The organism is Advenella sp. FME57 (genome assembly GCF_014897675.1).
Classification (GTDB): Bacteria; Pseudomonadota; Gammaproteobacteria; order Burkholderiales; family Burkholderiaceae_B; genus Advenella.
This window is the reverse complement of the sequence record NZ_JABUXU010000011.1, coordinates 36,954-58,516: the sequence shown is the minus strand read 5'-3', so window position 1 is coordinate 58,516 and position 21,563 is coordinate 36,954. Positions and strand designations below refer to the sequence as shown.

Sequence of the window (21,563 nt, the reverse complement as noted above, 5' to 3'; positions counted from 1 at the left end):
CCAATTTACCCCGATAGCCAGCATGAGCACCGCTCAATGACCACGGTTCGTGACCTCCTTGTTGAGGAGGTTGTGCAATTCCCCGCGCATGAGCGCTCTCCCGTCCCCGGATCGCCTGCAACACCGACCCATGGGCCGGCTACTCGACTGGCCTACGTACTTGTCGCGGTGCTGGTTGGGACAACTGCGGGTCTGAGCAGCGCACTGGTGAGTGCCACCACACTCCATTTGCAGCAAATACTGAACCTGAGTGTCCACCAAGTGGCTTGGCTATCGACCTGTTATGTGATGACCGCCGTTTCAGCCAACTTGCTGTTGATCAAGGTTCGACAGCAATACGGCCTGCGTCGCTTCGCCCTGGCATTCCTGGGCCTTCATGCCGCCCTGGCGCTGATACTGGTGTTCGTACCGGGCCTTGAGACGGCGTTGTTGGTGCGCGCGATCAGCGGGTTCGTAGCAGTAGCACTGATACCACTTTGTTTCTTCAACATGATGCAGGCTTTTCCTGCGAGATGGCGTTTGCGAGGTCTGGTACTTGGCATCGGAGTGACGCAGTGCGCCGTGCCCTTGGCGCACGTCCTTGCGCCGTCGTTACTTGCCAGCCAAGGATGGCGCTCGTTGTTTTTTCTCGAGGCGGGACTCGGTCTACTTTCACTGGCAGCAGTTGGGATGTTGCGTCTGCCACCGGCAGAGCGAGTCCGCGTCTTCGAGCCGCTTGACTTGTTGACCTTCGTTCTCATGGGTAGCGGCCTGGCTCTGATCGCTGCTGTGCTGGGCCTGGGCCGATGGGAGGGATGGTTTCAGGCTCAATGGATAGTCGCGTCACTTTTCATCGCCATACCGATGTTGGTGGCAGCAGGTGCAATTGAGACGTCCCGCCAGACGCCATTGTTAAACCTTCGCTGGCTCGGGCGCGGAGAGGTCGCGCGCTTCGCCGTAGCGATATTCATGGCGCGGATTGTATTGGCAGAACAGGCAATTGCGACCGGTGTGGTGAGCGAGCTGGGCGGCACGGCGCAGCAACTGGCCGCGCTCTCGATGGCCATGTTCGGCGGAGCGGTCGGTGGCGTTCTGACTAGTGCCCTCACAGTGAATGCCGAGAAGCTTGCCAGGCCAATGATGCTCGCTGTCGGAGTTATCGGCTGTGCCGCCCTAGTCGACAGCATGTCGGATGGTTCGCATCATCTGCAACGCTTCTACCTGACTCAGGCCGCCATCGCATTTGCAGGAACGTTCTTTCTGGGGCCCGCATTACTGCTGGGAATCACTAGCGCACTTCAACACGGCAGCAGGGAGCTGATCAGCTTCATCGTTCTATTCGGGATCGTCAACGCGCTTGGGGCGCTGGCTGGTCCAGCGCTGCTAGGAAGCCACAATGACTGGAGCCGGGCAACCGGTGGGACGCCGCTAGGCGCCAGTTTGGATACGTTGCGCCTAGTGGCTGTGATCGCCGGATTCACGACGATCTATCTTGCGATACTGCTCACCCTAAGGATACGGCGCAAGCTTGCAGAACTGCGGGCCCACCGCGACGCGGCTTTGACTTCTCAACCGGGGGCGGCAGGCACGCCCACTGCCCAGGAGCTTGACAGCCAGTGGCGACCGCCTTGGCCTGGTACCGCTTTGACGACTGCATTTGCTGCCCTTGCATTGCTTGGTTTTGCACTGATTATGGCGGCCTGGAAGCTGCCGGTTTGAAGCACAGTTGATTTGCTCAGACCCCCGGGGCAAGCCTGTCGTAAAGGAAGTTCACAAGTGCTCGCACCCTTGCGGTACTGGATCGTGCAGGCGGCATGTATATTCGCAGATCGGCGCCTTCGTGTGGAAAGCCAGGCAGCACCGCTTCGAGCTCACCGCGCGCCAGCAAATCCTCAACCATGAACTTCGGAACGACGGCCATGCCTAGATCCGCACGTGCGGCGGCCAGGAGCATTTGCCCGTTACTGGTACGAAAGCCGGAGTTCATGCGCACATGCTCCCAGCGCCCCGCAACTCGGAAGCGCCAATGACCGGAATCCACAGCATGGAGCAGAGCATCGTGCGAGTTCATTTCAGAGGGGTTGTTTGGTCGTCCTCGTGCATCTAGATAGTCCGGACTGGCGACGACGATCCATTGTACCCTTGCTAGTTTGCGCGTGATGAGTGTCTGGTCCGAGACGGCGCCCACCCAAATCGAGAGGTCATAGGCTTCGGCGGTCATGTCTGCCAAACGATCATCGAAGCGAATATCGAACTGGATGCGCGGATGGAGCCGCGCAAACTCGGCGAGCAGTGGCGCAAGTACAAACTCGCCGAACGCAGTCTGGACCTGAATGCGGAGCAGGCCGGAGACCTCACTCGTTAGCTTGTTGACAACTTCCTGCGCCGACTCCAGCTCCGTCAGGCCGGCGCCAGCGCGTGCATGGTATGCGCGGCCGATATCGGTTAGCGTCGTACCTCTTGGCGTGCGGGTCAGCAATTGAGCGCCGAGGACGGCCTCCAGGCGACTGACGCGGCGACTCACGATGGACTTGGCGATACCAAGCCGTGCGGCGGCCTTTCCAATACTTCCTGTATCTGCCACCCGGATGAAGGAAATGACATCCAGCAAGTCAACGCTTGCGTGTTCCGACATCAGCAACTCCAAGTGCCAGATTTTATACCTAGTGTAACACTACAGAATCGCTCAGACTAGCGGTTGGGTTGCGCAGGCATCACCGATCGGCCCAGGCCGCCTCCCAGCGGCTACTGCAGATGATCAGCTCAAATACACCACACCATTCACTTTTTTTCCAGACGGGTATAACTATTTATGACTACTAAAGCACGTGCTGCCGTGATTGAACGAAAGGATGACGCTTTCGTCATGCATGATGTCAGCGTTGAAGATCCTCGGCCGGACGAGGTACTCGTGCGGATGGTTGCTACAGGGATTTGCGCGACAGACATGCATGTCCGGCAGCAGCTGTTACCAACGCCATTGCCGGCAATTCTGGGGCACGAGGGCGCTGGCATTATTGAGCGCGTCGGATCAACAGTGACACATCTGAAGCCCGGCGACCACGTTGTACTTTCCTATCATTCATGCGGGCAATGTAAACCCTGTCTGTCGTCTCACCCTGCATACTGCGACACTGTCTGGGACGCCAACTTTGCAGGCGCAAGACTGGATGGCTCCATCGGTGTCAGTGCGCAAGACGCGGGCGAGCTGCATGCCCATTTCTTCGGCCAGTCCTCGTTCGCCACATATGCGCTTTCCCATCAACGCAACACAATCAAGGTGCCAACTGACATCCCATTGGAAATCCTTGGACCGCTCGGCTGCGGTTTGCAGACAGGGGCGGGTGCGATACTAAAAGCGATGAAGGTACCGGTCGGTGCCACTGTTGCTATCTTCGGAGTCGGTGCGGTTGGTCTTGCGGCGATAATGGGCGCCAAAGTGGCCGATGCCGCCACCATCATTGCCATTGATGTGAACGATCAGAGGCTGAAGCTGGCGATGGAGCTTGGTGCGACGCATGTCATTAACGCAGCTGGTGGAGTGGACATCTCCGCCGCCATTCAGCAAATCGAGCACCGAGGCGTTGAGTACGTTCTGGACACCAGCGGTCGGGCGTCGAACCTGGATGCTGGGATTGGCGCACTAGCGCCCCTGGGACATTTCGGCTTTGTTGCATTCAATGCCCATTCGGGGGCGACGGTTGATGCATCGCGGCTGGCAATCGGGCAGACGCTCCAGGGCATTATTCAAGGCGATGCCGTGTCTGCGTTGATGATTCCCCAACTAATCGAACTCTATCGCAGCGGCCGCTTCCCGTTTGATCGGCTCATCAGCTTCTACGATTTCCAAGACATAAACCAAGCGTTCGAGGACGTTGCCGCAGGCCGCGTCATCAAGGCAGTACTGTGCTTCTGACCATCGGTCAACGAATTGCCTGCCCCTACCCTCAATATTGCCTTACCCCAAACATTTGATAAGGAATCGAATTATGTGTGACAACCACCAGAAGCCGATCACGGCATCGGATACCCCGGCTTTTTTCGGCATTGACCGTTACGGTTTCCCGGAAGCGGGCGAGCATCCGCTGGACCCAGCTGATTATTATCCGCCGTACTTCTGGAGTGAGCGCTTCAAGAAGCTCGGCTACCACTGCGAGGAGCTGCGCGACGGTTTCTACTGGGTGACCAGCGGCGGCTATGATGCCGCGTTCGTGGTGACAGACGAAGGTGTGATCGCGATTGATGCACCGCCGACGCTAGGCGAGAACATGCTAGCCGCGATCGAGGAGGTCACGGACAAGCCGGTGACGCATGTGATCTATAGCCACTGGCATACTGACCATATCGGTGCCGCCTCAGTCTACGGGCCGAACGTCGAGATTGTCGCCCACGAGATCACCAAAGAACTGCTGGAGCGCTTCCCGGATCCGGGCCGGCCGCTGCCGACAGTCACCTTCGCGAAAGACTACACACTAACGGTCGGCGGCGTGACCCTGGAACTGTCCTACAAGGGTGAAAACCATTGCCCCGGCAACATCTTTATCTACGCACCTGCCCAGAAAGTGCTGACCTGCATCGACATCATCAGCCCGGGCAGCGCCACTTTCATGCACTGCGATGCCTCGCAGAATATCACTGCCTGGTATGAGGCTCAGCACCAGATCATGGAGTACGACTTCGACTTCCTTGTTGCCGGTCATCACATGAAGTACGGCACGCCGGAGCTGGTCAAGGAGGCGATCGAGTATTTCGCCGACATTCTCGAAGGCGCGCAGGCAGCCATCGATATCTACTCCCGGTCGGACCGGCTGATGGACATTATTCTGAAACCGGGTCTCGACCGCTTCTGGGTTGGGTCTGAGAACTGGATCAATTCGATGGTCAACTACGCAACCAAGCATGTGCTCGAGAAAAAGACCAGCAATGGCAAGCTTTGGTCTGAGCGTCTGGCGGGCGTGACCACTCAGACCAAATACCACGCCTATACCGTCATGGAATCGATCCGCCTCGAGCGGCCGCGCCCCAACTACCGGCTGCGCGGCGAGAAACCACCGCCGTTCCTCGCCTGAGCCTGAGCCTCCCCCTCCCCTCCCGCCACCTGCTGGCGGGAACAACGGCGATCGCGGTTTCAGGACATCGTCCCACTGTCGGAGGGGTGGCGAACCGTATCGTGCCATACAAAATTAGGATCAATCATTGATGACCACTTACTCTGCCAATAATTGGATTGATGGCCGCTTCGTCTCTTTGTCGAAGCGCAGCAATTCCATCAATCCAGCGACCTACGAGTCCATCGGAGACTACGCCGATGAAGGCGGTGCTGCTGCCGCTGCTGCTATCGCTGCAGCCTCCCGCGCTTTTCGTGGTACGGGCTGGGCGCACGACACAGAACTTCGCGCCAAGGTTCTCGACCAGATGGCTGTGGCGATCGAAAGGAACCGAGATCGGCTGATTGACATCCTTTCGCTCGAGAACGGCAAAGTCCGGGGTGAAGCCGCATTCGAAGTCGATGGTAACCCGAGCAAGCTGCGCTACTGGGCTGCAATGGCGCGCACGGAAGCCGGGCGTGCCACGCAGCCGCGACCGGGCAGCCTGTCGGTTATCCTGCGCCAACCGATGGGGGTGGCCGGCGTTATCGTGCCTTGGAATTCGCCGATCATCCTGGGGACCAGATCGTTCGCGCCGGCCCTGGCGGCAGGTTGTTCAGTGGTGGTAAAGATGCCTGGCCAGGTCGCGCAAACGGCAGCGGTACTGGCAGACATTCTCTCTGAAGTAAAGGACCTCCCGAACGGCGTCATGAACATCTTCGCGGAGAGCGGATCAGAGGGCGCCGCGCTCTTGGTGGAAAGCGCGGCCGTGCCAACGATCAGCTTTACCGGAAGCACGAAGACCGGCGCTGCCATCGGCGCGGTCGGCGCGCGCCGGATGAAGCGCTTCGGACTCGAACTGGGCGGCAAGGCTCCGATGATCGTGTTCGATGACGCTGACATTCAGCCCATGCTGCCCGTGCTCGAGAAAGCGCTAACCGTTTTCGCCGGCCAGTTCTGCATGACGGGTTCCCGGTTGCTCGTTCAGGACGGGGTGTACGATACCGTCCGGGACCAGCTTGCCAACCGGCTGCGGGCCGTTCGTGTGGGTCCAGCCTCTGATGCAGCAAGTGATATGGGACCGCTGATCGACAAAGCCAATGTTGCGCGTGTCGACGAGGTCGTCAGGTACGCCCTAGAGTCTGGGGCCACCGCCGTCGTCAGAGGCGGGCCGTTCACCGATGGCCCGCTCGCCAAGGGAGCGTTCTTTCGCCCCGCCATGCTCGAGGTCAGCGACAACAGCATGGCGATCGTGCAGGAAGAGACGTTCGGGCCTGTTCTCACCATCCAGCGTTTCGGCAACGAGGCGCAAGCCATCGGTCTTGCCAACGACAGCGACTACGGATTATCAGCCAGCGTCTGGACGCGTGATATCAACCGCGCCCTGCGCGTCGCTGGGGCGCTGGAGGCGGGCAGCGTGTTCGTAAATGATTGGGCTAAGGTATATGACGGCACAGAAGAAGGCGGGTTCAAGCTATCGGGCCTGGGCAGGCTCAACGGGCGTGCAGCACTTGATGACTTCATCGAGTACAAGCACATAGCGTTGAATCCTGGCTTGGTTGGACCCTCGACAGGGTCGGAGCGCTAAAACGGGCCAGGCATGTTGGGCCGTTCACACTGCGGGCGAGGCGCGGCGACGCTCACGGATGTCAGCAGCCTGTCGCTGTTTACGTAAGCGTTTCCTGCGTTACCCCACGACATAGGAAGCCGACTCGTCCGGTGTCCCCATAGGAAAAGCTTCCTTTAAATAGCTCAGAAATATATTGGTTTACGTGGCAAAGTGCCAAACGGCCCCGAAGAGTAGGCCGAGCAAGCACAGTTCGACAGCGAAGTATATCGGTGGCTATTCCGAACCTTTTACGCTTATGCCGTTCAGGAACAAGTCTACCAGATGCCCAATACGCGATTTAGATGAACGGTCATTTTCGATTGCGATGCAAATGGCTGTTACCACGTAAATGAAATCCTCGTAAGTGACATCGTGGCGGATGGCGCCGGTTTCTTGTCCGCGCTGAAGCAGCCGATGCCCTTCCGCGGTAATCGCATGACATCCGGGCGTCCCGCATTGGATAACAGCCCCAATCGACGCAGCAAGGCTCCGATAAGTGCTCGTGTTCCCAGCAAGATCTTCAAGATAAGCTCGTACCGCGTCGCCTGGAGCGAGATCTGCGTCGCGAGCACGACTGGTCTGCGCTAGCGACAAAAAACGCTCATTGCTCGTAGCGGCCAAAAGTGCCTCACGAGTAGGAAAGCGACGATAAAGCGTACCGATACCGACGCCTGCGCGCTTGGCAACTTCCTCCAGCGGAACACCCGCTCCTTTTTTCAGGAAAAGCGCTTCGGCGGCAGAAAGGATAAGTTCGCGGTTTTTCAGTGCGTCAGCCCTGAGGGTAGCTTCGTTACTCAATTTTTTTCCTTTTTTGCTTGTCAAATGGAGGATACCTCCATATCATATATGGAGCAACCCTCCACTTATCAAAAAGGTACGAGTAAATGAAAAATCGTTTCGAAGACAAAGTCGTGGTTATAACCGGGGGCAGCGATGGCATCGGCCTCGCAACGGCGAAACTTTTCGCCCTCGAAGGTGCGCACGTGTACATTACAGGGCGCCGGCAAGAACTACTGGCCGAGGCCGAAAAAGAGATCGGCCACGGGGCAGTCGGCGTGCAAGGTGACGTCACCAACTCTGCCGACGTCGCTCGGCTTTACGAACGGGTCCAACGCGACCACCAAAAGGTCGATGTCGTGTTCGCCAATGCGGGCATTTACGAGGCCGTTTCACTCGATGCGATCGACGATACACATTTCGACTCGATCTTCAATGTTAATGTCAAAGGCATGGTGTTCACTGTGCAAAAAGCACTACCGTTGATGACAGCGGGAAGCGCTGTCGTGCTCAACGGCTCCGTCGCTGGCAGTAAAGGCCTGCCAAGCCAGTCTCTTTATAACGCCAGCAAGGCAGCGGTGCGCTCGTTCGCCCGGAGCTGGACAAATGACCTTAAGGAACGAGGCATCCGCGTGAACGTGGTATCTCCTGGTGGAACAGAAACACGCCTGATACGGGGCTACCTCGACTCGCAACCGGAAGCCGAAGAAGCGCTAAATAAAAGCGTGCCGTTGGGGCGTTTGGGAGAACCGAACGAGGTAGCACGAGCAGTCCTCTTCCTGGCTTCAAGCGAAAGTAGCTTTGTTGCCGGACATGAACTTTTTGTCGATGGCGGTGTAAACGCGGTTTAGGTCTCCGGCAACCTGTCGATTGTCATTGAGTTACGAATTCACAGTATATTAGAATCAACGGCTTACAAAAAATTCGTAATTCAGTTTTGAACACATCCGTCATTCAGCTTTGAATTTTCCGTACTGTTTGTCATTGAGTTTTGAACTCTCGGGTGTCCACCCTACTATTTAGATTACACAACAGCATTTTAACTCGCTACAAGTCTTATAGTTATTGCTCAGCTGAAAAACACGGGATGCGTGCGAATGTAGTATCTGTATAAAACAATCGGATGACTGGAATATACGCATCTTGTACTACCATGTGCTAGTTGTTCGAGACCGCGGCACCCATAACGCTTTATATATGCCAACGAGCGCTTCAGCCCCTAACATAGGAGTAATAAGTCGTTGCAGCATATTAATTATTCTAGAATTTCAAACGAACTATGCCCTTACACCGGGACGGACACCTTTACTTATTTCGCTTTGTATATCAATCGCGCATTATCCTTGGATGGCGGAAACCCGAATTGGCGTGAATACTCCCGGCTAAATTGGTTTGGGCTTTCATAGCCCACCCTGAAGGCAATGGAGGTCGCATTGCCTTCGCCTGCGAGAAGCAGCGAACGGGCGTGCAGCAACCGCACATGCTTTTGATATTGCAAAGGGCTAAGCGCGGTTACTGCTTTAAAGTGCCGATGAAAGGCCGAAACGCTTAACGATGCCATCTCTGCCAGCATCTCTATTCGCAGCGGCAGCGAATGGTTCTCTCTGATCCACCGAATAACGACAGCAACCCGGGATAACGCCGTATCGGGCATTGCAATATCACGCAACATCCACCCCAGCGGCCCCTGAAGCGTGCGAAATAGAATTTCCCGCTCGTAAACGGATGCCAGTGCGGCAATGTCTTCCGGCTGTCCCATTAACCGTAGCATGCGAACCCAGGCATCAAGTAGTTCAGATGTTACAGGCGCCACCGAGAACCCAGGCCTGTAGCCCCCGCCGCCTGCAGGTTTAGGCAGGTCAGCAAGCAAATTGGCGACGATAGCCGGCTCCAGTGTGAGACTGACAGCCAAATACGGTTCTCCAGCTTCCGACGGATGGATTGAACCGACAGCCGGCAGATCAACGGACATGACGAAATAGGTCGCGGGGTCATAGCGCAGCGTTTGATCCCCCACGGTCATGGTCTTTGACCCAGTAAGGATCAAATTGATCATTGGATCATAAACCGCAGCCAGCAGATGATCAGGGATCTTGCCACGCACCATAGCCACGCGCGGTATTCCCGTTTCTGTTCGCCGGCTTTCTGCCCCGGCAGCCAGGCGCCGAAGTTCCTGAAGTTGCGTTTCCATGAAAAGCATTCTTTCACGGCTATGGCCGATCGTCAACAAAAAAGCAGAAATAGGCAAGTTTTGGGGAGAATCGTGAGAGTGCCGGATCAAAGCAAACGCTACAATTTGCTTGTCCCATCCGGATTTAACCAATGAAGATGGTAAAGAATACTGACAGCAATCCCCGCATGGGCGCAGGTATAGTTGGCCCGGGCGATCAAAAAAGAAATAAGCAATATTGTTGTTTTAACTGCAGTCCGGACCGCGACCGCGACCGTGAAAGTCGAACGAAGAAGCGCCATTTCAGGCGGCAATGTCATTTAAACCAGGAATTCAACATGCTTGATCATATCTTTCTTACCGTAAGCAATACCGAGAGCGCCATCGCTTTTTACACAAAAGTGCTGCCCATCCTTGGCATTACCAACCGGCATGATTACGACGGCAAGGATGGCCCCGCAGGGCATCCAGATTTGATGGGGTTCGGCGCCAAAGGAAGGATATTTTTCTGGTTAAGACAAGGACAGCCGGCGCCTGAAGCGGTGCACGTGGGTTTTGTGGCAAACTCTGAAGACATCGTAAACACAGCCTATGCTGCTGCACTGGCTGCCGGTGCGACGCAGATCCATAAGCCAGGACCTCAACTTCATTATGACCCCCGCTATTACGCGGCGCAGGTCAGGGACCCTGACGGCTACAGCCTGGAGTTCGTCTACAAAAGCTGGCAGCACGATGATGCCACTCAATAACAGAGCCGTCGTAAACAAGCTGATTGCAGCCACCAATGCATTCAATATTGACACAGCCCTTGCATTGTTCTCACCGGAGGCGGTCATTCACGATGTGTCGGTCGGTAAGCAGTTCACCGGACATGCCGGCATTAGCGATTACCTGAAGCGGTATTTCGTTGACTATCACACGCAGACCCATTTGCTGTCTGCTGAATTCAAAGATCAGGGCCAGGCACAGGTACGCGTGGATTTTACAGGCGAATTCGGTCACGAGATCGGCTTGTTGTGTTTCTTGTTCGACACCGGCTGGCGCATTGTTCGTATTGACGCAGATCTGGAATAATCCGTTCAAATTCTGATTAACCACTTTTTTACAGATGTAAATGACATGAAAAAATTAATGATCTATGGCGCAGCAGGTTATACCGGCAGCATGACCTCTGAACTTGCCCACGCCGCTGGCCTTGCGCTGGTTCTGGCAGGTCGCAATGCTGAGCCGTTATCTGCATTGGCTGCTCAGACACAAGCTGAGTATCGCGTATTTGGTCTTGACAATGACGCTGCAATCGACAAAGCGCTGTCAGACGTGTCGGTAATCCTCAATTGCGCCGGGCCCTATATGCATACCGCAGGCCCGCTCATGCACGCCGCGATACGTAATGGTGTGCATTACCTTGATATCGCCGCGGAGCTCGATAGCTATCAACTGGCGGAAAAACTGGACGCACAGGCCAAAGCTGCGGGCGTGATGCTGCTACCGGGCAGCGGCGGGAGTGTGACAATGCTGGGCTGCCTGGCTGCGCATGCGATAGAGCGCGTTAGCGAGCCGCGCAAGATCAGCATTGCACTGCATGTGTCCGGTTCGATGTCGCGCGGTTCCGCGGTCAGCGCCAGCGAAAACCTGACGACGCAATTGCTCATTCGCTCAGGCGGTCAGTTGGTTACCAAAAGCAGCACCGCTGCAGGCGTCTTTGACTTTGGCGCTGGCCCGGTCTCGTGTTTTCCGGTGACACTGCCCGACCTCATCACAATCGGCATAGCGACCGGTGTCCCGGACATTGAGACGTTCGTGCACGTGTCGGGTAATGCCTTCCCCACAGGCGAGCTGAGCGCCCTGCCCGCCGGGCCGACGATAGAAGAGCGCAACGCCAATCGCTATCAGGCGGCGGTTCAGGTCATTGGGGCAAACGGGCTGCAAGCGGGTTCTGTTCTTGACACGGTAAATGGCTATACCTTTACACCGATGGCAGCAGCCGAAGCAGCACGGCGCGTGCTTGGCGGAGAGTACAGGTCTGGCTTTCAGACACCGGCCGGGCTATTTGGCAAAGGCTTTGCGCAAACGATTGCCGATACGCGCATATCGGACTGCAACTAACGCACGAGTAACCGGTTGAGGAAATATCAAATATGTGATTTGGCTTACAACTGCACCTTAGCTGTTATAGCCCAGTGCATCCATCGCGCCGATCTTAACCGGTGCCAGAGCGGAAGGTTGTCTGAACCTGGCCGCATCCCGCGCCGGCGGCATGCCAAAGAGGCGCACGTATTCACGGCTAAATTGTGACGCGCTTTCATAGCCTACGCTAAAAGCAATTGTTGCGGCATCGCCTGGATCGAAAATAAGCATCCAGCGCGCCCGCAGCAGACGTAGACGCTTCTGGTATTGTATGGGCGTCATATTGGTGACTGTTTTGAAATGACGATAAAATGCCGCCACGCTCATATCCGCTATGGCGGCCAGGCTATCGATTCGAAACGGCTGGGTATAATGCTCGCGTATCCACTGGATAGCGCGGCGAATCTGTGACAGCCGTCCATCAGGGCAGGCGATATCGTAAAGCACCTCTCTTAGCGGGCCTTGCATCGCTCTAAAAAGAATTTCACGCTCGATCATAGGGGCAAGCACAGCAGCCTCCCCTGGCCGGTCAATGAGTCTCATCATGCGCAACCAGGCATCAATCATTTCAGCAGGCGCAGTGACCGCTGAAAAACAGCTCATACTTTTCCGCTCATGCCCACCGGTGGCATCGCTGTTTTCATCCAGCAAAGTGGCAATCACATCCGGTCCAGTGCCAGACTGATGGCCTGATAAGGCAGATCAGGTCCATCCGCATAGATCTCTCCCGTCGCGGGCACGTCAACCGGAACAACAAAGTAAGTCGCAGCGTCATAGTTAAAAATATTGCCGCCAATAGACAGGCTCTTGCTGCCTTGAAGAACAAGGTGAAGCATGGGCTGATAAACCTGATTCGCACACGCTTCTGCCTTAACCATCGACACGCGCGGGATACCGGTGTCTGTCCACTTGCTGTCGGCGCGCATCACAATACTGCGCAATTCATTCATTGCATTATCCGGATCAACGTAGTCAGTCCCGGTCCTGTGCACACTGAAAGCCTGGAAACCTTTTTTCCGCCGGAGCAAAGGGAAGCTGCATTTACACACATGAACGGGCAAAGCACAGTCGGCCGCATTGGCACGCCCGAAGATATTGCAAATGCGGTGGTATTTCTATCCAATGATGCCGCCAGTTACATCAACGGCGTTGAGTTATTTGTCGACGGTGGCGCTTCGCAAATCTAATTGGGGGCCTGAGCACCCACCCTCACCTTACACACGTTACTCCAAGGCCATACATGGCAACGCTACCCTTACAACAAAACGCGTCCAATTCAGGACGCCGAACTTTTGCACTCTGGACCATACTGGCGGCCCAGTTGATGTTGCAAATGGATTTTCTAATCGTTATCGTAGCTTTGCCGCGCATTCAGCAAGAACTTGGCTTCAGTCCTGCTACGCTTTCGTGGATTCCTAACGCCTTTGCGCTCGCCTTCGGTGGCCTGTTGCTATTCGGTGGCAGGCTTGGCGACATGATTGGCCAAGTACGTGCTTTTCGGTTAGGTCTCGCTATTTTTGTGGTTTCGTCCTTTATCGGAGGCGTCGCGCAGACACCAGAAGTGCTTATTGCGGCCCGTGTTCTGCAAGGCATAGGCGCCGCTCTGTCAGGCCCTAGCGTGCTCGCACTGGTAACAGTCATGGCCAGGAATGAAGCCGAAAGAGCACGTGGGATGGCATTATTCATTGCTGTTTCATCTATCGGTGCTTCAGCTGGTTTAATTTTTGGCGGGGCATTAACGGAATTCTTGTCATGGCATTGGTCACTACTCATTAACGTACCCGCAGGGATGATAGTCATATCGCTAATCGGTCGTCTGGTGGAAGAAACACGCCCGACACCGTCCCGACTCGATATCGGTGGTGCTATTACTGGCACGCTGGGTTCGGTTGCACTGGTGTATGGGTTTATCCACGCGGCCGAAAATGGGTGGGTCACGCCAGGATGCATCCTGGCGTTTGCAGCAGCAGCGGTGTTCTTCGCCACGTTTTATCGAATCGAGGCAAGACACAAAGCGCCTTTGCTCGACCTTGGCCTGCTACGTAATCGATCAAGACTAGCGGCTTTGGTCGTCATGGCTTTGATTGTAGGCATGCATTTTTCAATGTTGTTTATGGTCGTTCAATATTTGCAACGCGTCTTGGGATTGGCGCCACTGATGGCAGGGCTCGCCTATGTGCCTCTTACCGCAACTGTTTTCACCATTAGCCATTTCGTACCAAGCCTGATCAGTAAAACCGGTCCACGAATGTTGTTAGTTGTCGGAAGCCTACTAGTTGCAGTCAGTCTATGTTTATTTGCAACGTTGGATCAAACCAGCCACTATTTCCCTGGCGTATTGGTCCCTCTTCTGGTACATGCGGTGGGCATTGCCTTAGTCTTCGTGCCTGGCACCATGGCGATCATGCAAGGTGTGCCAAACAAGCAAACTGGAACAGCTTCTGGACTATTGCAAATGGATCAGCAGATTGGCGGCGCACTAGGTATTGCAATCATTGCGGCGGTTTATACAATGGGTGCCGAGCCTGGTCGGTTCGTTCCGGGCTTGCCGGTTGCATTCTACGCCGCTGCATCTATCGCGGTGATATCAGCATGGATTGCTATGAGTTTAGACCGTCATTAATTGCCGCCCCATGAACGCTTAAAATTTACATCGACAGACCAATAAAGCTTACCTGCTCCTTTAAAATGCATGCTTTTTTACTGTGACATAACTTTGTTGTAACTTGCAGATAGATATTGACGTCGCCAATTCGCCCACACACCCGCCTTGCACACAGACCAAATGATTACCCAACTAGCATTGCAACGATTTGCCTTTTACTACACAACCTTACTTCGATTCTTTGTAATTACAAAATACACGAGGACATAAACAGTTCATGAAATCTGTTACTGAAATTGACTCTAATCTCATCGCTCTATTGGACGCCGAGCGTGAAATCACGCGACTAATCTCAACATATCCCTATCTTGTCGACGGCGGAAAGTTCGACGAGATAGCGAAGCTGCTAGAGCATGCAACGCTGGTAGTTCCCGGCAGCGTCGTCAAAGGACGCGCCGAGATCGAGCAGTATTTCGTTTCCGGAATCCAGCGGCATTACGATGAGACACCTCGTACCTGGCACGCAGTCTCTAACATTCTAGTCAACGTTGATCTAGATAAAGACTCTGCGACTTCCACGAGCTACTTCACAGTTCATCAGGAACTTCCCGAATTTCCGCTTCAGGCCATCTGCACCGGTCGCTATGAAGATCGATTTGCCAAACTAGACGGTACCTGGCAATTTATTCGCCGTGAGGTCGTAGCTCATCTGATGGGCGACGTGAAATTTCATGTGAGCTAAAAAAAGGCAACGCCACAAATGCTCGCACATATCCTTTATTCCAGAGTGAGCTTTTGGCGTCTAATCAGAGATTGCCATCGGATCTTATCATCCTCAATAATGGCTTTGAATTGAGACGGACTAGATGTAACGGGAACCACAAATCCTAGGGACTCGAACCTCTTTCGAAACTCCGCATTAGACAGGACAGCTTGAATGGCCTTGCTTAGGCGATCCACGATCGGCTGCGGAGTTGCCGCTGGAATGGTCAGCCCATAACGGGAAGCAACCTGAAACTCAGGATAACCAGATTCTGAAAAGGTGGGCACTTCGGGAAGCGCTGGCATCCTGCTTCCCCCGCCCACAGCAAGCGCACGTAATTTACCGCTGTTGACAAATGGCAATGTAGAGCCCACAACACCGAAGTACGCCTGCACTTCTCCGCGCATAACTGCGTTCATCACCTCCCCGCCACCTCTGTACGCGATGTGTTGAAGCTCGATGCCTGCTTGATCACTGAAAAGCTCTCCTGCCAAGTGGAAGATCCCCCCATTGCCTGGAGATCCGAAATTCAGCTTTCTCGGATTCGCTTTTGCATAAGCCACGAACTCCTTTAGATTTGTGATGGGAAGCTTCGGATCGACGACCAGCAGAATCGGAAGGTCGCTCAGAAGTGACAGCGGCTTTAAATGTAGGCTCGGATCGTAGCTGAGATTGGGATACAACAGCGAATTAAGGACGTTCGTCGAATCTGATGAAAGCAGGATGCTTGTAACTGCATTATCGCATTGAGCAGGAAGATACGGGTTTCACAAGGCAGATACTGGACTACCCAGAGAATTAAGCGCACTTGTGGCCTGATTTGAGCATAGGAGGTCGCCCATTGAGAAAATCTAACAAATGACTCAATGCGCCGGGAAGCTTTAAAGCCATAGTTTCACTAAAAAAGTTCTTCTCAATCCAGATTTATCGATAATCTAACGAAAATAACCTTCTTATCTTGATATTTTCCGAATTACTACTTTCATAGCAAGAGATTTGTCGGAAAGAGCCTCTTTAAGCACCAAAGTTTTACTTTCGTTGCAAGAGAAAAAAAACCACGTTTTAGAGGCGATTAGCCATTTTCTCGTAAGCTATTGATTTAAATAAACAAGACAACAATCGAATAATAATCGCTCTGGTTTTAAAGTTACCGAAATCTGATTCTATGAAAACTTCGACACAAGACAACAATCGAATAATAATCGCTCTGGTTTTAAAGTTACCGAAATCTGATTCTATGAAAACTTCGACAACTGACAATCGACAGGACCCCCAATCCGTGTCAAAAATGTAACAAGCCAACTTTCCCTCTTGAAACTGAGCCATTCATCCCTATAATTAGCACTCAGTAGGGTCGAGTGCTAACAGCCGACCTGACTAACTCAATTTACCAACCTATTTTTATATTTTCAGGAGTTTCTCCATGGCATTGCGTCCTTTGCAAGACCGCGTGATCATCAAGCGCCTCGATAACGAAACGAAAACTTCGTCCGGTATCGTTATCCCTGACAGTGCAGCAGAAAAACCAGATCAGGGTGAAGTTGTTGCTGTTGGTCCAGGCAAAAAAACAGACGATGGCAAAGTTATCGCCGTTGACCTGAAAGTAGGCGACAAAGTCCTTTTTGGTAAGTATGCCGGTCAATCCGTCAAAGTTGACGGCGAAGAGCTGCTGGTTATCCGCGAAGAAGAAATCCTCGCAGTAGTCGGCTGATCCGCCCGCAAGACTAACCCGCCCGCCCTGCTCTGCATGGCATACAAGGGCTACTGAGACAATCAATCAAGGAATTAAACATGGCTGCTAAGCAAGTACTATTCGGTGACGACGCACGCGTGCGCATCGTCCGTGGTGTAAACATTCTGGCAAACGCTGTTAAGACAACACTGGGCCCTAAAGGCCGTAACGTTGTTCTGGAGCGTTCATTCGGCGCCCCTACCGTAACAAAAGACGGCGTATCTGTTGCCAAAGAAATCGAACTGAAAGACAAATTCGAAAACATCGGCGCCCAGCTGGTTAAAGAAGTTGCTTCAAAAACATCTGACAACGCCGGTGACGGTACCACAACAGCAACGGTGCTGGCTCAGTCCGTCGTTGAAGAAGGCCTCAAATACGTGGCTGCCGGTATCAACCCAATGGATCTGAAACGTGGTATCGACAAGGCTGTAGCCGCTGCTGTTGCAGAACTGCAAGTACTGTCACGTCCATGCACAACCAGCAAGGAAATTGCCCAGGTTGGTTCCATCTCTGCCAACAGCGACAGCTCTATTGGTGACATCATCGCCAATGCCATGAACAAAGTAGGCAAAGAAGGCGTGATCACTGTTGAAGACGGCAAATCACTGGACAACGAGCTGGACGTCGTTGAAGGTATGCAATTTGACCGTGGCTACCTGTCTCCTTACTTCATCAACAACCAGGACAAACAGGTTTCTGCTCTGGAAGATCCATACGTTCTGATTTTCGACAAAAAAATCAGCAACATCCGTGATCTGCTGCCTATCCTGGAACAAGTTGCCAAATCAAGCCGTCCTCTGCTGATCATCGCTGAAGACGTTGAAGGCGAAGCCCTGGCAACGCTGGTTGTGAACAACATCCGCGGCATCCTGAAAACCACTGCAGTCAAAGCACCAGGCTTTGGCGACCGTCGCAAAGCCATGCTGGAAGACATCGCCATCCTGACTGGTGGTACTGTGATCTCTGAAGAAACCGGTATGTCTCTGGAAAAAGCCACGATCGAAGATCTGGGCCAGGCCAAACGTATCGAAGTGGGCAAAGAAAACACTATCATCATTGACGGTGCAGGCGTTAGCGCAAACATCGAATCTCGTGTTAAACAAATCCGTACACAGATCGAAGAAGCCACTTCTGACTACGATCGCGAAAAACTGCAAGAGCGCGTTGCCAAACTGGCAGGCGGTGTTGCCGTGATCCGTGTTGGTGCCGCAACCGAAATCGAAATGAAAGAGAAGAAAGCCCGTGTTGAAGACGCACTGCATGCAACACGCGCCGCTGTTGAAGAAGGTATCGTTCCTGGCGGTGGCGTAGCGCTGATTCGTGCCAAGAAAGCCATTGAAAAAATCAAGGGCGACAACGCCGATCAGGACGCAGGTATCAAACTGATTCTGCGCGCTGTTGAAGCGCCTCTGCGCACGATCGTTGCTAACGCTGGCGACGAGCCAAGCGTTGTTGTAGCCAAAGTTGCTGCCGGTGAAGGCAACTACGGTTACAACGCAGCAACTGGCGAGTACGGCGATCTGGTTGAACAAGGTGTTCTGGACCCAACCAAAGTGACCCGCACTGCACTGCAAAACGCTGCCTCTGTTGCCAGCCTGCTGCTGACAACTGAAGCTGCTGTTTGCGAAATCGTTGAAGACAAACCAGCTCCTGCCATGCCAGACATGGGTGGTATGGGCGGTATGGGTGGCATGGGCGGATTCTAATCTGCCAGATACACCCTGGGCCTGCCTTGTGCAGGTCCGCTGCAAACAAGCCCCGAACGGTTCGCCGTTTCGGGGCTTTTCTTTGCGTGGCTTTCCTTAAATTGCGATCCAGGCGTCAGCCGTAGCGTTTAACAACATCGGTTCAACAATGAACCATCGGCCAACGCCCTCGCCCGCGATCTTGCGCCCTGTTTGCAAAGTGCGGCGCAGTGGCGAATACAAAAACCGACACACAGCCCACGGCAGAGAAAATGTCGGATCAACACGTTTGAATGAGCAGGTACTGCGCCGTTTAATCAAGCCGTAGCGTTTTGTGAACTACAATGTCGTTCATGAATCGACCAAGCCATCCGCACGGCCGCAAAAATCGCGGCGTACTGCGTTTTATCCAGTCGACTGTGTACTCGGCACAGGGCTTTCGTGCAGCCTTTTCCAGCGAGGAAGCCTTCCGCCAGGAACTGATTGTCTGCATCGCGCTCACGCCCTTTGCCTTCCTGCTGGGACGCAACTTTGCGGAGATCATTGTGTTGCTGGGGGTGCTGGTCAGCGTCCTGACCGTAGAGCTGATCAACTCGGCCATCGAAGTGCTGGCCGATACGGTCAGTGCTGAAACCCATCCCCTGATTGGCCAGACCAAGGATATTGCCAGCGCTGCTGTCATGATGGTGATCACTTTCGCCGGCCTGGTCTGGTTTGGTTTGCTCTTTGTTCGTCTGTTTTCACATTAATTATTCATGACATTTATCGAAAAACTGGAATCCGCCTGGCAAAGCCAGAACTCCCTTCTCATGGTCGGCCTTGACCCTGATCCCGAAAGACTACCGGTTAGCATGAAACAGAACCGCGAATCCACATTCGAGTTCTGCAAGGGCATCGTGGATGCATCAGCGCCCTACGCCTGCGGCTTCAAACCGCAAATTGCCTATTTTGCGTCACAGGGCGCGGAAGAACAGTTGTCGCAACTGTGCGCCTATATCCACGAGACCTATCCGCATTTACCCATTGTGCTGGACGCCAAGCGCGGCGACATCGGCACGACGGCTGAACATTACGCCCGCGAGGCTTACGAACGGTACAAGGCCGATGCCGTTACCGTCAGTCCATATATGGGATTCGATTCCATCGAGCCGTACCTGGCGTGGAAAGACCGGGGCATTATTATTCTGTGCCGCACCTCCAATCCGGGCGGCTCCGACCTGCAATTTGTCGAGTCTGCCAGCGGCGAACCGCTATACCTGCATGTGGCCAGCATAGTCGCGGAAAAATGGAACACGCACGGTCAGTGCGGCCTGGTGGTAGGCGCCACCTTCCCCGAAGAGTTGAGCAAGGTTCGCGCCCGGGTGGGCGACGCCATGCCGTTGCTGGTGCCGGGCATCGGCGCCCAGGGCGGAGATATCGAGCAAACCGTGACGGCCGGCCGCAATATCGCCGGTACCGGCATGATGATCAATTCGTCCCGCGCCATTTTGTATGCCAGCTCGGATGAAAACTGGAAAGAAGAAGCGGCTCGTGTAGCACGGGAGACGCGCGATCAGATCAATCGGGCGCGCGGGATCTGATATCACATCTGGATATGGCTGTCTTAAAACGTAGAAGGCAGTCTTTTATGTGCCATGATGAGACCGCAATCAATGTATCCTGGGCGGCTGTACCCAGGGATTGATCACTGAGACGCCGACCGCTGCAAATGGGCCGACGTCTCGTGTTGCCACGATGAAACCATTGGTTGCGGCAATGGCTGCAATATAACCATCATCCTTGCCTACAGGCTTACCTTGCGCTTTTGCACCGGCCATCAATTCGGCATAGACCCTGGACGCTTCCAGATCGAAGGCAAGAACACGCCCCTTGAATGCTGGCAGTACCTCCTGCTCTAACCTGTCCTGATAGATCTTACGGCGTTTACCTGCCGGCATGGTAGCCACCCCATATCGTATTTCAGCCACCGTCACTACCGATAGATATAATGTTTCAATCGTCTGAGCATCGATCCATTCCAGCACGTTGGAATCCGGTTTGATCCTCCATAGCTCAGAAATAACATTTGTGTCTAGAACGATCATTCAAACCCCATTGGCTCGGCTGGAGTTTTGTCACGAAGCTGTTCAAAATGCGCTACCTCGGCGTCGGTCAATCCGCCCGCGTCTTTAGCAATAGCTGTCATTAACGAACCGAGTTGAAGACGCCCTTCTGGTCTGGCAGCCTGTTCAAGAATACTGCGGATCTCAGCTTCGGTGCTGCGCCCATGTTTGGCGGCACGAAGACGTAATGCACGATGAACTTCATCCGGGATATGTCGGATAGTGACAGATGCCATATCAATATCTCCTTTTGATTACTTTGATAGCAATTATAACTTATGATATCAATAAGCATCAAGCGACGCTGATAGGCGTGTCAGGAGTGCAATAATTAAAGTGCTGAAATAGCGGCCACAACCTGGCGACAGCAACTGCGGGCCCGGCCGCCTCTTCACTGTCTTGCCAGAATCAGATCAATTTTCCTCGACGATGCGTCGGGTAATTTCCATGGCGTAGATGACCGCCTGGACACGCACCTGATGACGATCTCCGACAAAATTCTGCGAGAATGGCAGCGTGACGATGCCGTCAGCCTTGCGATAGGAAACCGCAAAGCACACCAGACCTACCGGTTTGTGTTCGGTGCCGCCATCAGGACCGGCGATGCCGGTTGTGCTGACCGCGCAGGTGGAAAGCGGTGCATGGTTTAACGTCCCTTCGGCCATTTCGATGGCCACTTCCTGGCTGACCGCCCCAAAATTGTCCAGCGCAGCCAGATTTACGCCCAACATATCCATTTTGGCTTCGTTGGTATAGGTCACAAACCCCCGATCAAACCACTGGCTTGAACCAGCGATGGCTGTAATCGCACCGGCAAGCAGCCCGCCCGTGCAGGATTCGGCCGTGGCCAGCAACCCGCTTTTTTTCTTGAGCGCTTCTCCCAACTGGGCAGCGACCTGCCACTGTTCACTCAACAATTCTGACATA

Annotated in this window: 23 protein-coding genes and 1 pseudogene; 15 read left to right on the top strand and 9 right to left on the bottom strand. The window is 54.0% G+C overall.

Annotation, left to right across the window (positions count from 1 at the left end; translation table 11 throughout):
- Nucleotides 1-36: 36 nt before the first annotated feature.
- A complete protein-coding gene (locus INT32_RS13805) occupies nucleotides 37-1,698 on the top strand; it encodes an MFS transporter (RefSeq protein WP_193089316.1) in 1,662 nt (553 codons plus the stop codon).
- Nucleotides 1,699-1,714: 16 nt separating this feature from the next.
- Here INT32_RS13805 and INT32_RS13800 read toward each other — a convergent pair whose 3' ends face one another.
- A complete protein-coding gene (locus tag INT32_RS13800; RefSeq protein ID WP_193089315.1) occupies nucleotides 1,715-2,614 on the bottom strand; it encodes a LysR family transcriptional regulator in 900 nt (299 codons plus the stop codon).
- Nucleotides 2,615-2,815: 201 nt separating this feature from the next.
- On the opposite strand from INT32_RS13800, the gene INT32_RS13795 reads away from it, so the two are divergent.
- From INT32_RS13795 to INT32_RS13785, 3 genes are all read left to right on the top strand, one after another.
- Nucleotides 2,816-3,895 carry an NAD(P)-dependent alcohol dehydrogenase gene (locus INT32_RS13795; protein WP_370540235.1) on the top strand — a complete coding sequence of 360 codons (1,080 nt, stop codon included), beginning with the start codon at nucleotides 2,816-2,818 and terminating at the stop codon, nucleotides 3,893-3,895.
- Between the two features lie 73 nt (nucleotides 3,896-3,968).
- On the top strand, nucleotides 3,969-5,048 hold the full coding sequence (locus INT32_RS13790; RefSeq protein WP_193089313.1) for an MBL fold metallo-hydrolase: 1,080 nt from the start codon (nucleotides 3,969-3,971) through the stop codon (nucleotides 5,046-5,048).
- A 130-nt stretch (nucleotides 5,049-5,178) separates the two neighbouring features.
- Nucleotides 5,179-6,654: an aldehyde dehydrogenase family protein gene (locus INT32_RS13785; protein WP_193089312.1), complete on the top strand. Its 1,476-nt coding sequence runs from the start codon at nucleotides 5,179-5,181 to the stop codon at nucleotides 6,652-6,654.
- 255 nt (nucleotides 6,655-6,909) lie between these two features.
- On the opposite strand, the gene INT32_RS13780 is transcribed toward INT32_RS13785, so the two are convergent.
- On the bottom strand, nucleotides 6,910-7,497 hold the full coding sequence (locus INT32_RS13780) for a TetR/AcrR family transcriptional regulator (RefSeq protein WP_226817047.1): 588 nt from the start codon (nucleotides 7,495-7,497) through the stop codon (nucleotides 6,910-6,912).
- A gap of 62 nt (nucleotides 7,498-7,559) precedes the next feature.
- Between INT32_RS13780 and INT32_RS13775 the strand changes: the two genes are divergently transcribed.
- Nucleotides 7,560-8,303, top strand: coding sequence for an SDR family NAD(P)-dependent oxidoreductase (locus INT32_RS13775; protein ID WP_193089311.1), 744 nt, complete (start codon nucleotides 7,560-7,562; stop codon nucleotides 8,301-8,303).
- A gap of 458 nt (nucleotides 8,304-8,761) precedes the next feature.
- On the opposite strand, the gene INT32_RS13770 is transcribed toward INT32_RS13775, so the two are convergent.
- Nucleotides 8,762-9,643 (bottom strand): AraC family transcriptional regulator, encoded by an 882-nt coding sequence (locus INT32_RS13770; RefSeq protein WP_193089310.1) that lies wholly within the window; start codon nucleotides 9,641-9,643, stop codon nucleotides 8,762-8,764.
- A gap of 131 nt (nucleotides 9,644-9,774) precedes the next feature.
- On the opposite strand from INT32_RS13770, the gene INT32_RS13765 reads away from it, so the two are divergent.
- Genes INT32_RS13765 through INT32_RS13755 form a run of 3 tightly spaced genes read left to right on the top strand, consistent with a single transcriptional unit; the run spans nucleotide 9,775 to nucleotide 11,728 of the window.
- Nucleotides 9,775-10,371 (top strand): VOC family protein, encoded by a 597-nt coding sequence (locus INT32_RS13765; protein WP_226817045.1) that lies wholly within the window; start codon nucleotides 9,775-9,777, stop codon nucleotides 10,369-10,371.
- Entirely contained in the window at nucleotides 10,355-10,696 is a 342-nt protein-coding gene (locus tag INT32_RS13760; protein WP_226817043.1) for a nuclear transport factor 2 family protein, read from the top strand. Before INT32_RS13765 ends, INT32_RS13760 begins: the two co-directional genes overlap by 17 nt.
- Before the next feature lie 45 nt (nucleotides 10,697-10,741).
- Entirely contained in the window at nucleotides 10,742-11,728 is a 987-nt protein-coding gene (locus INT32_RS13755) for a trans-acting enoyl reductase family protein (protein WP_193089309.1), read from the top strand.
- Between the two features lie 57 nt (nucleotides 11,729-11,785).
- Here INT32_RS13755 and INT32_RS22180 read toward each other — a convergent pair whose 3' ends face one another.
- Entirely contained in the window at nucleotides 11,786-12,076 is a 291-nt protein-coding gene (locus INT32_RS22180; RefSeq protein WP_255509718.1) for a helix-turn-helix domain-containing protein, read from the bottom strand.
- A gap of 183 nt (nucleotides 12,077-12,259) precedes the next feature.
- A pseudogene (locus INT32_RS22175) lies at nucleotides 12,260-12,585 on the bottom strand (AraC family transcriptional regulator); the annotation flags it as partial.
- Here INT32_RS22175 and INT32_RS13745 point away from each other — a divergent pair.
- From INT32_RS13745 to INT32_RS13735, 3 genes are all read left to right on the top strand, one after another.
- Nucleotides 12,577-12,936, top strand: coding sequence for an SDR family oxidoreductase (locus tag INT32_RS13745; RefSeq protein WP_370540237.1), 360 nt, complete (start codon nucleotides 12,577-12,579; stop codon nucleotides 12,934-12,936). The pseudogene INT32_RS22175 and the gene INT32_RS13745 sit on opposite strands and share 9 nt — an antisense overlap.
- A 53-nt stretch (nucleotides 12,937-12,989) precedes the next feature.
- Nucleotides 12,990-14,372, top strand: coding sequence for an MFS transporter (locus tag INT32_RS13740; protein ID WP_193089308.1), 1,383 nt, complete (start codon nucleotides 12,990-12,992; stop codon nucleotides 14,370-14,372).
- Between the two features lie 259 nt (nucleotides 14,373-14,631).
- Nucleotides 14,632-15,096 (top strand): nuclear transport factor 2 family protein, encoded by a 465-nt coding sequence (locus INT32_RS13735; RefSeq protein ID WP_193089307.1) that lies wholly within the window; start codon nucleotides 14,632-14,634, stop codon nucleotides 15,094-15,096.
- A gap of 35 nt (nucleotides 15,097-15,131) precedes the next feature.
- On the opposite strand, the gene INT32_RS13730 is transcribed toward INT32_RS13735, so the two are convergent.
- Nucleotides 15,132-15,839 (bottom strand): tripartite tricarboxylate transporter substrate binding protein, encoded by a 708-nt coding sequence (locus INT32_RS13730; protein ID WP_226817063.1) that lies wholly within the window; start codon nucleotides 15,837-15,839, stop codon nucleotides 15,132-15,134.
- A 701-nt stretch (nucleotides 15,840-16,540) separates the two neighbouring features.
- On the opposite strand from INT32_RS13730, the gene groES reads away from it, so the two are divergent.
- The 4 genes from groES (at nucleotide 16,541) to pyrF (ending at nucleotide 20,114) form a co-directional block, all read left to right on the top strand.
- The gene (groES, locus tag INT32_RS13725; protein ID WP_193089306.1) at nucleotides 16,541-16,828 is read left to right on the top strand and encodes a co-chaperone GroES; all 288 of its coding nucleotides are present in this window, start codon (nucleotides 16,541-16,543) and stop codon (nucleotides 16,826-16,828) included.
- Nucleotides 16,829-16,908: 80 nt separating this feature from the next.
- Nucleotides 16,909-18,555 (top strand): chaperonin GroEL, encoded by a 1,647-nt coding sequence (gene groL, locus INT32_RS13720; protein ID WP_193089305.1) that lies wholly within the window; start codon nucleotides 16,909-16,911, stop codon nucleotides 18,553-18,555.
- A gap of 332 nt (nucleotides 18,556-18,887) precedes the next feature.
- The gene (locus tag INT32_RS13715; RefSeq protein WP_370540234.1) at nucleotides 18,888-19,283 is read left to right on the top strand and encodes a diacylglycerol kinase; all 396 of its coding nucleotides are present in this window, start codon (nucleotides 18,888-18,890) and stop codon (nucleotides 19,281-19,283) included.
- Nucleotides 19,284-19,289: 6 nt separating this feature from the next.
- Nucleotides 19,290-20,114: an orotidine-5'-phosphate decarboxylase gene (gene pyrF / locus INT32_RS13710; protein ID WP_193089303.1), complete on the top strand. Its 825-nt coding sequence runs from the start codon at nucleotides 19,290-19,292 to the stop codon at nucleotides 20,112-20,114.
- A gap of 69 nt (nucleotides 20,115-20,183) precedes the next feature.
- Here pyrF and INT32_RS13705 read toward each other — a convergent pair whose 3' ends face one another.
- The 3 genes from INT32_RS13705 to INT32_RS13695 form a co-directional block, all read right to left on the bottom strand.
- Nucleotides 20,184-20,618 (bottom strand): type II toxin-antitoxin system VapC family toxin, encoded by a 435-nt coding sequence (locus INT32_RS13705; RefSeq protein WP_193089302.1) that lies wholly within the window; start codon nucleotides 20,616-20,618, stop codon nucleotides 20,184-20,186.
- Nucleotides 20,615-20,872 carry an Arc family DNA-binding protein gene (locus tag INT32_RS13700; RefSeq protein WP_193089301.1) on the bottom strand — a complete coding sequence of 86 codons (258 nt, stop codon included), beginning with the start codon at nucleotides 20,870-20,872 and terminating at the stop codon, nucleotides 20,615-20,617. Before INT32_RS13700 ends, INT32_RS13705 begins: the two co-directional genes overlap by 4 nt.
- 177 nt (nucleotides 20,873-21,049) lie before the next feature.
- A complete protein-coding gene (locus tag INT32_RS13695) occupies nucleotides 21,050-21,562 on the bottom strand; it encodes a CinA family protein (protein WP_193089300.1) in 513 nt (170 codons plus the stop codon).
- Nucleotide 21,563 lies beyond the last annotated feature (1 nt).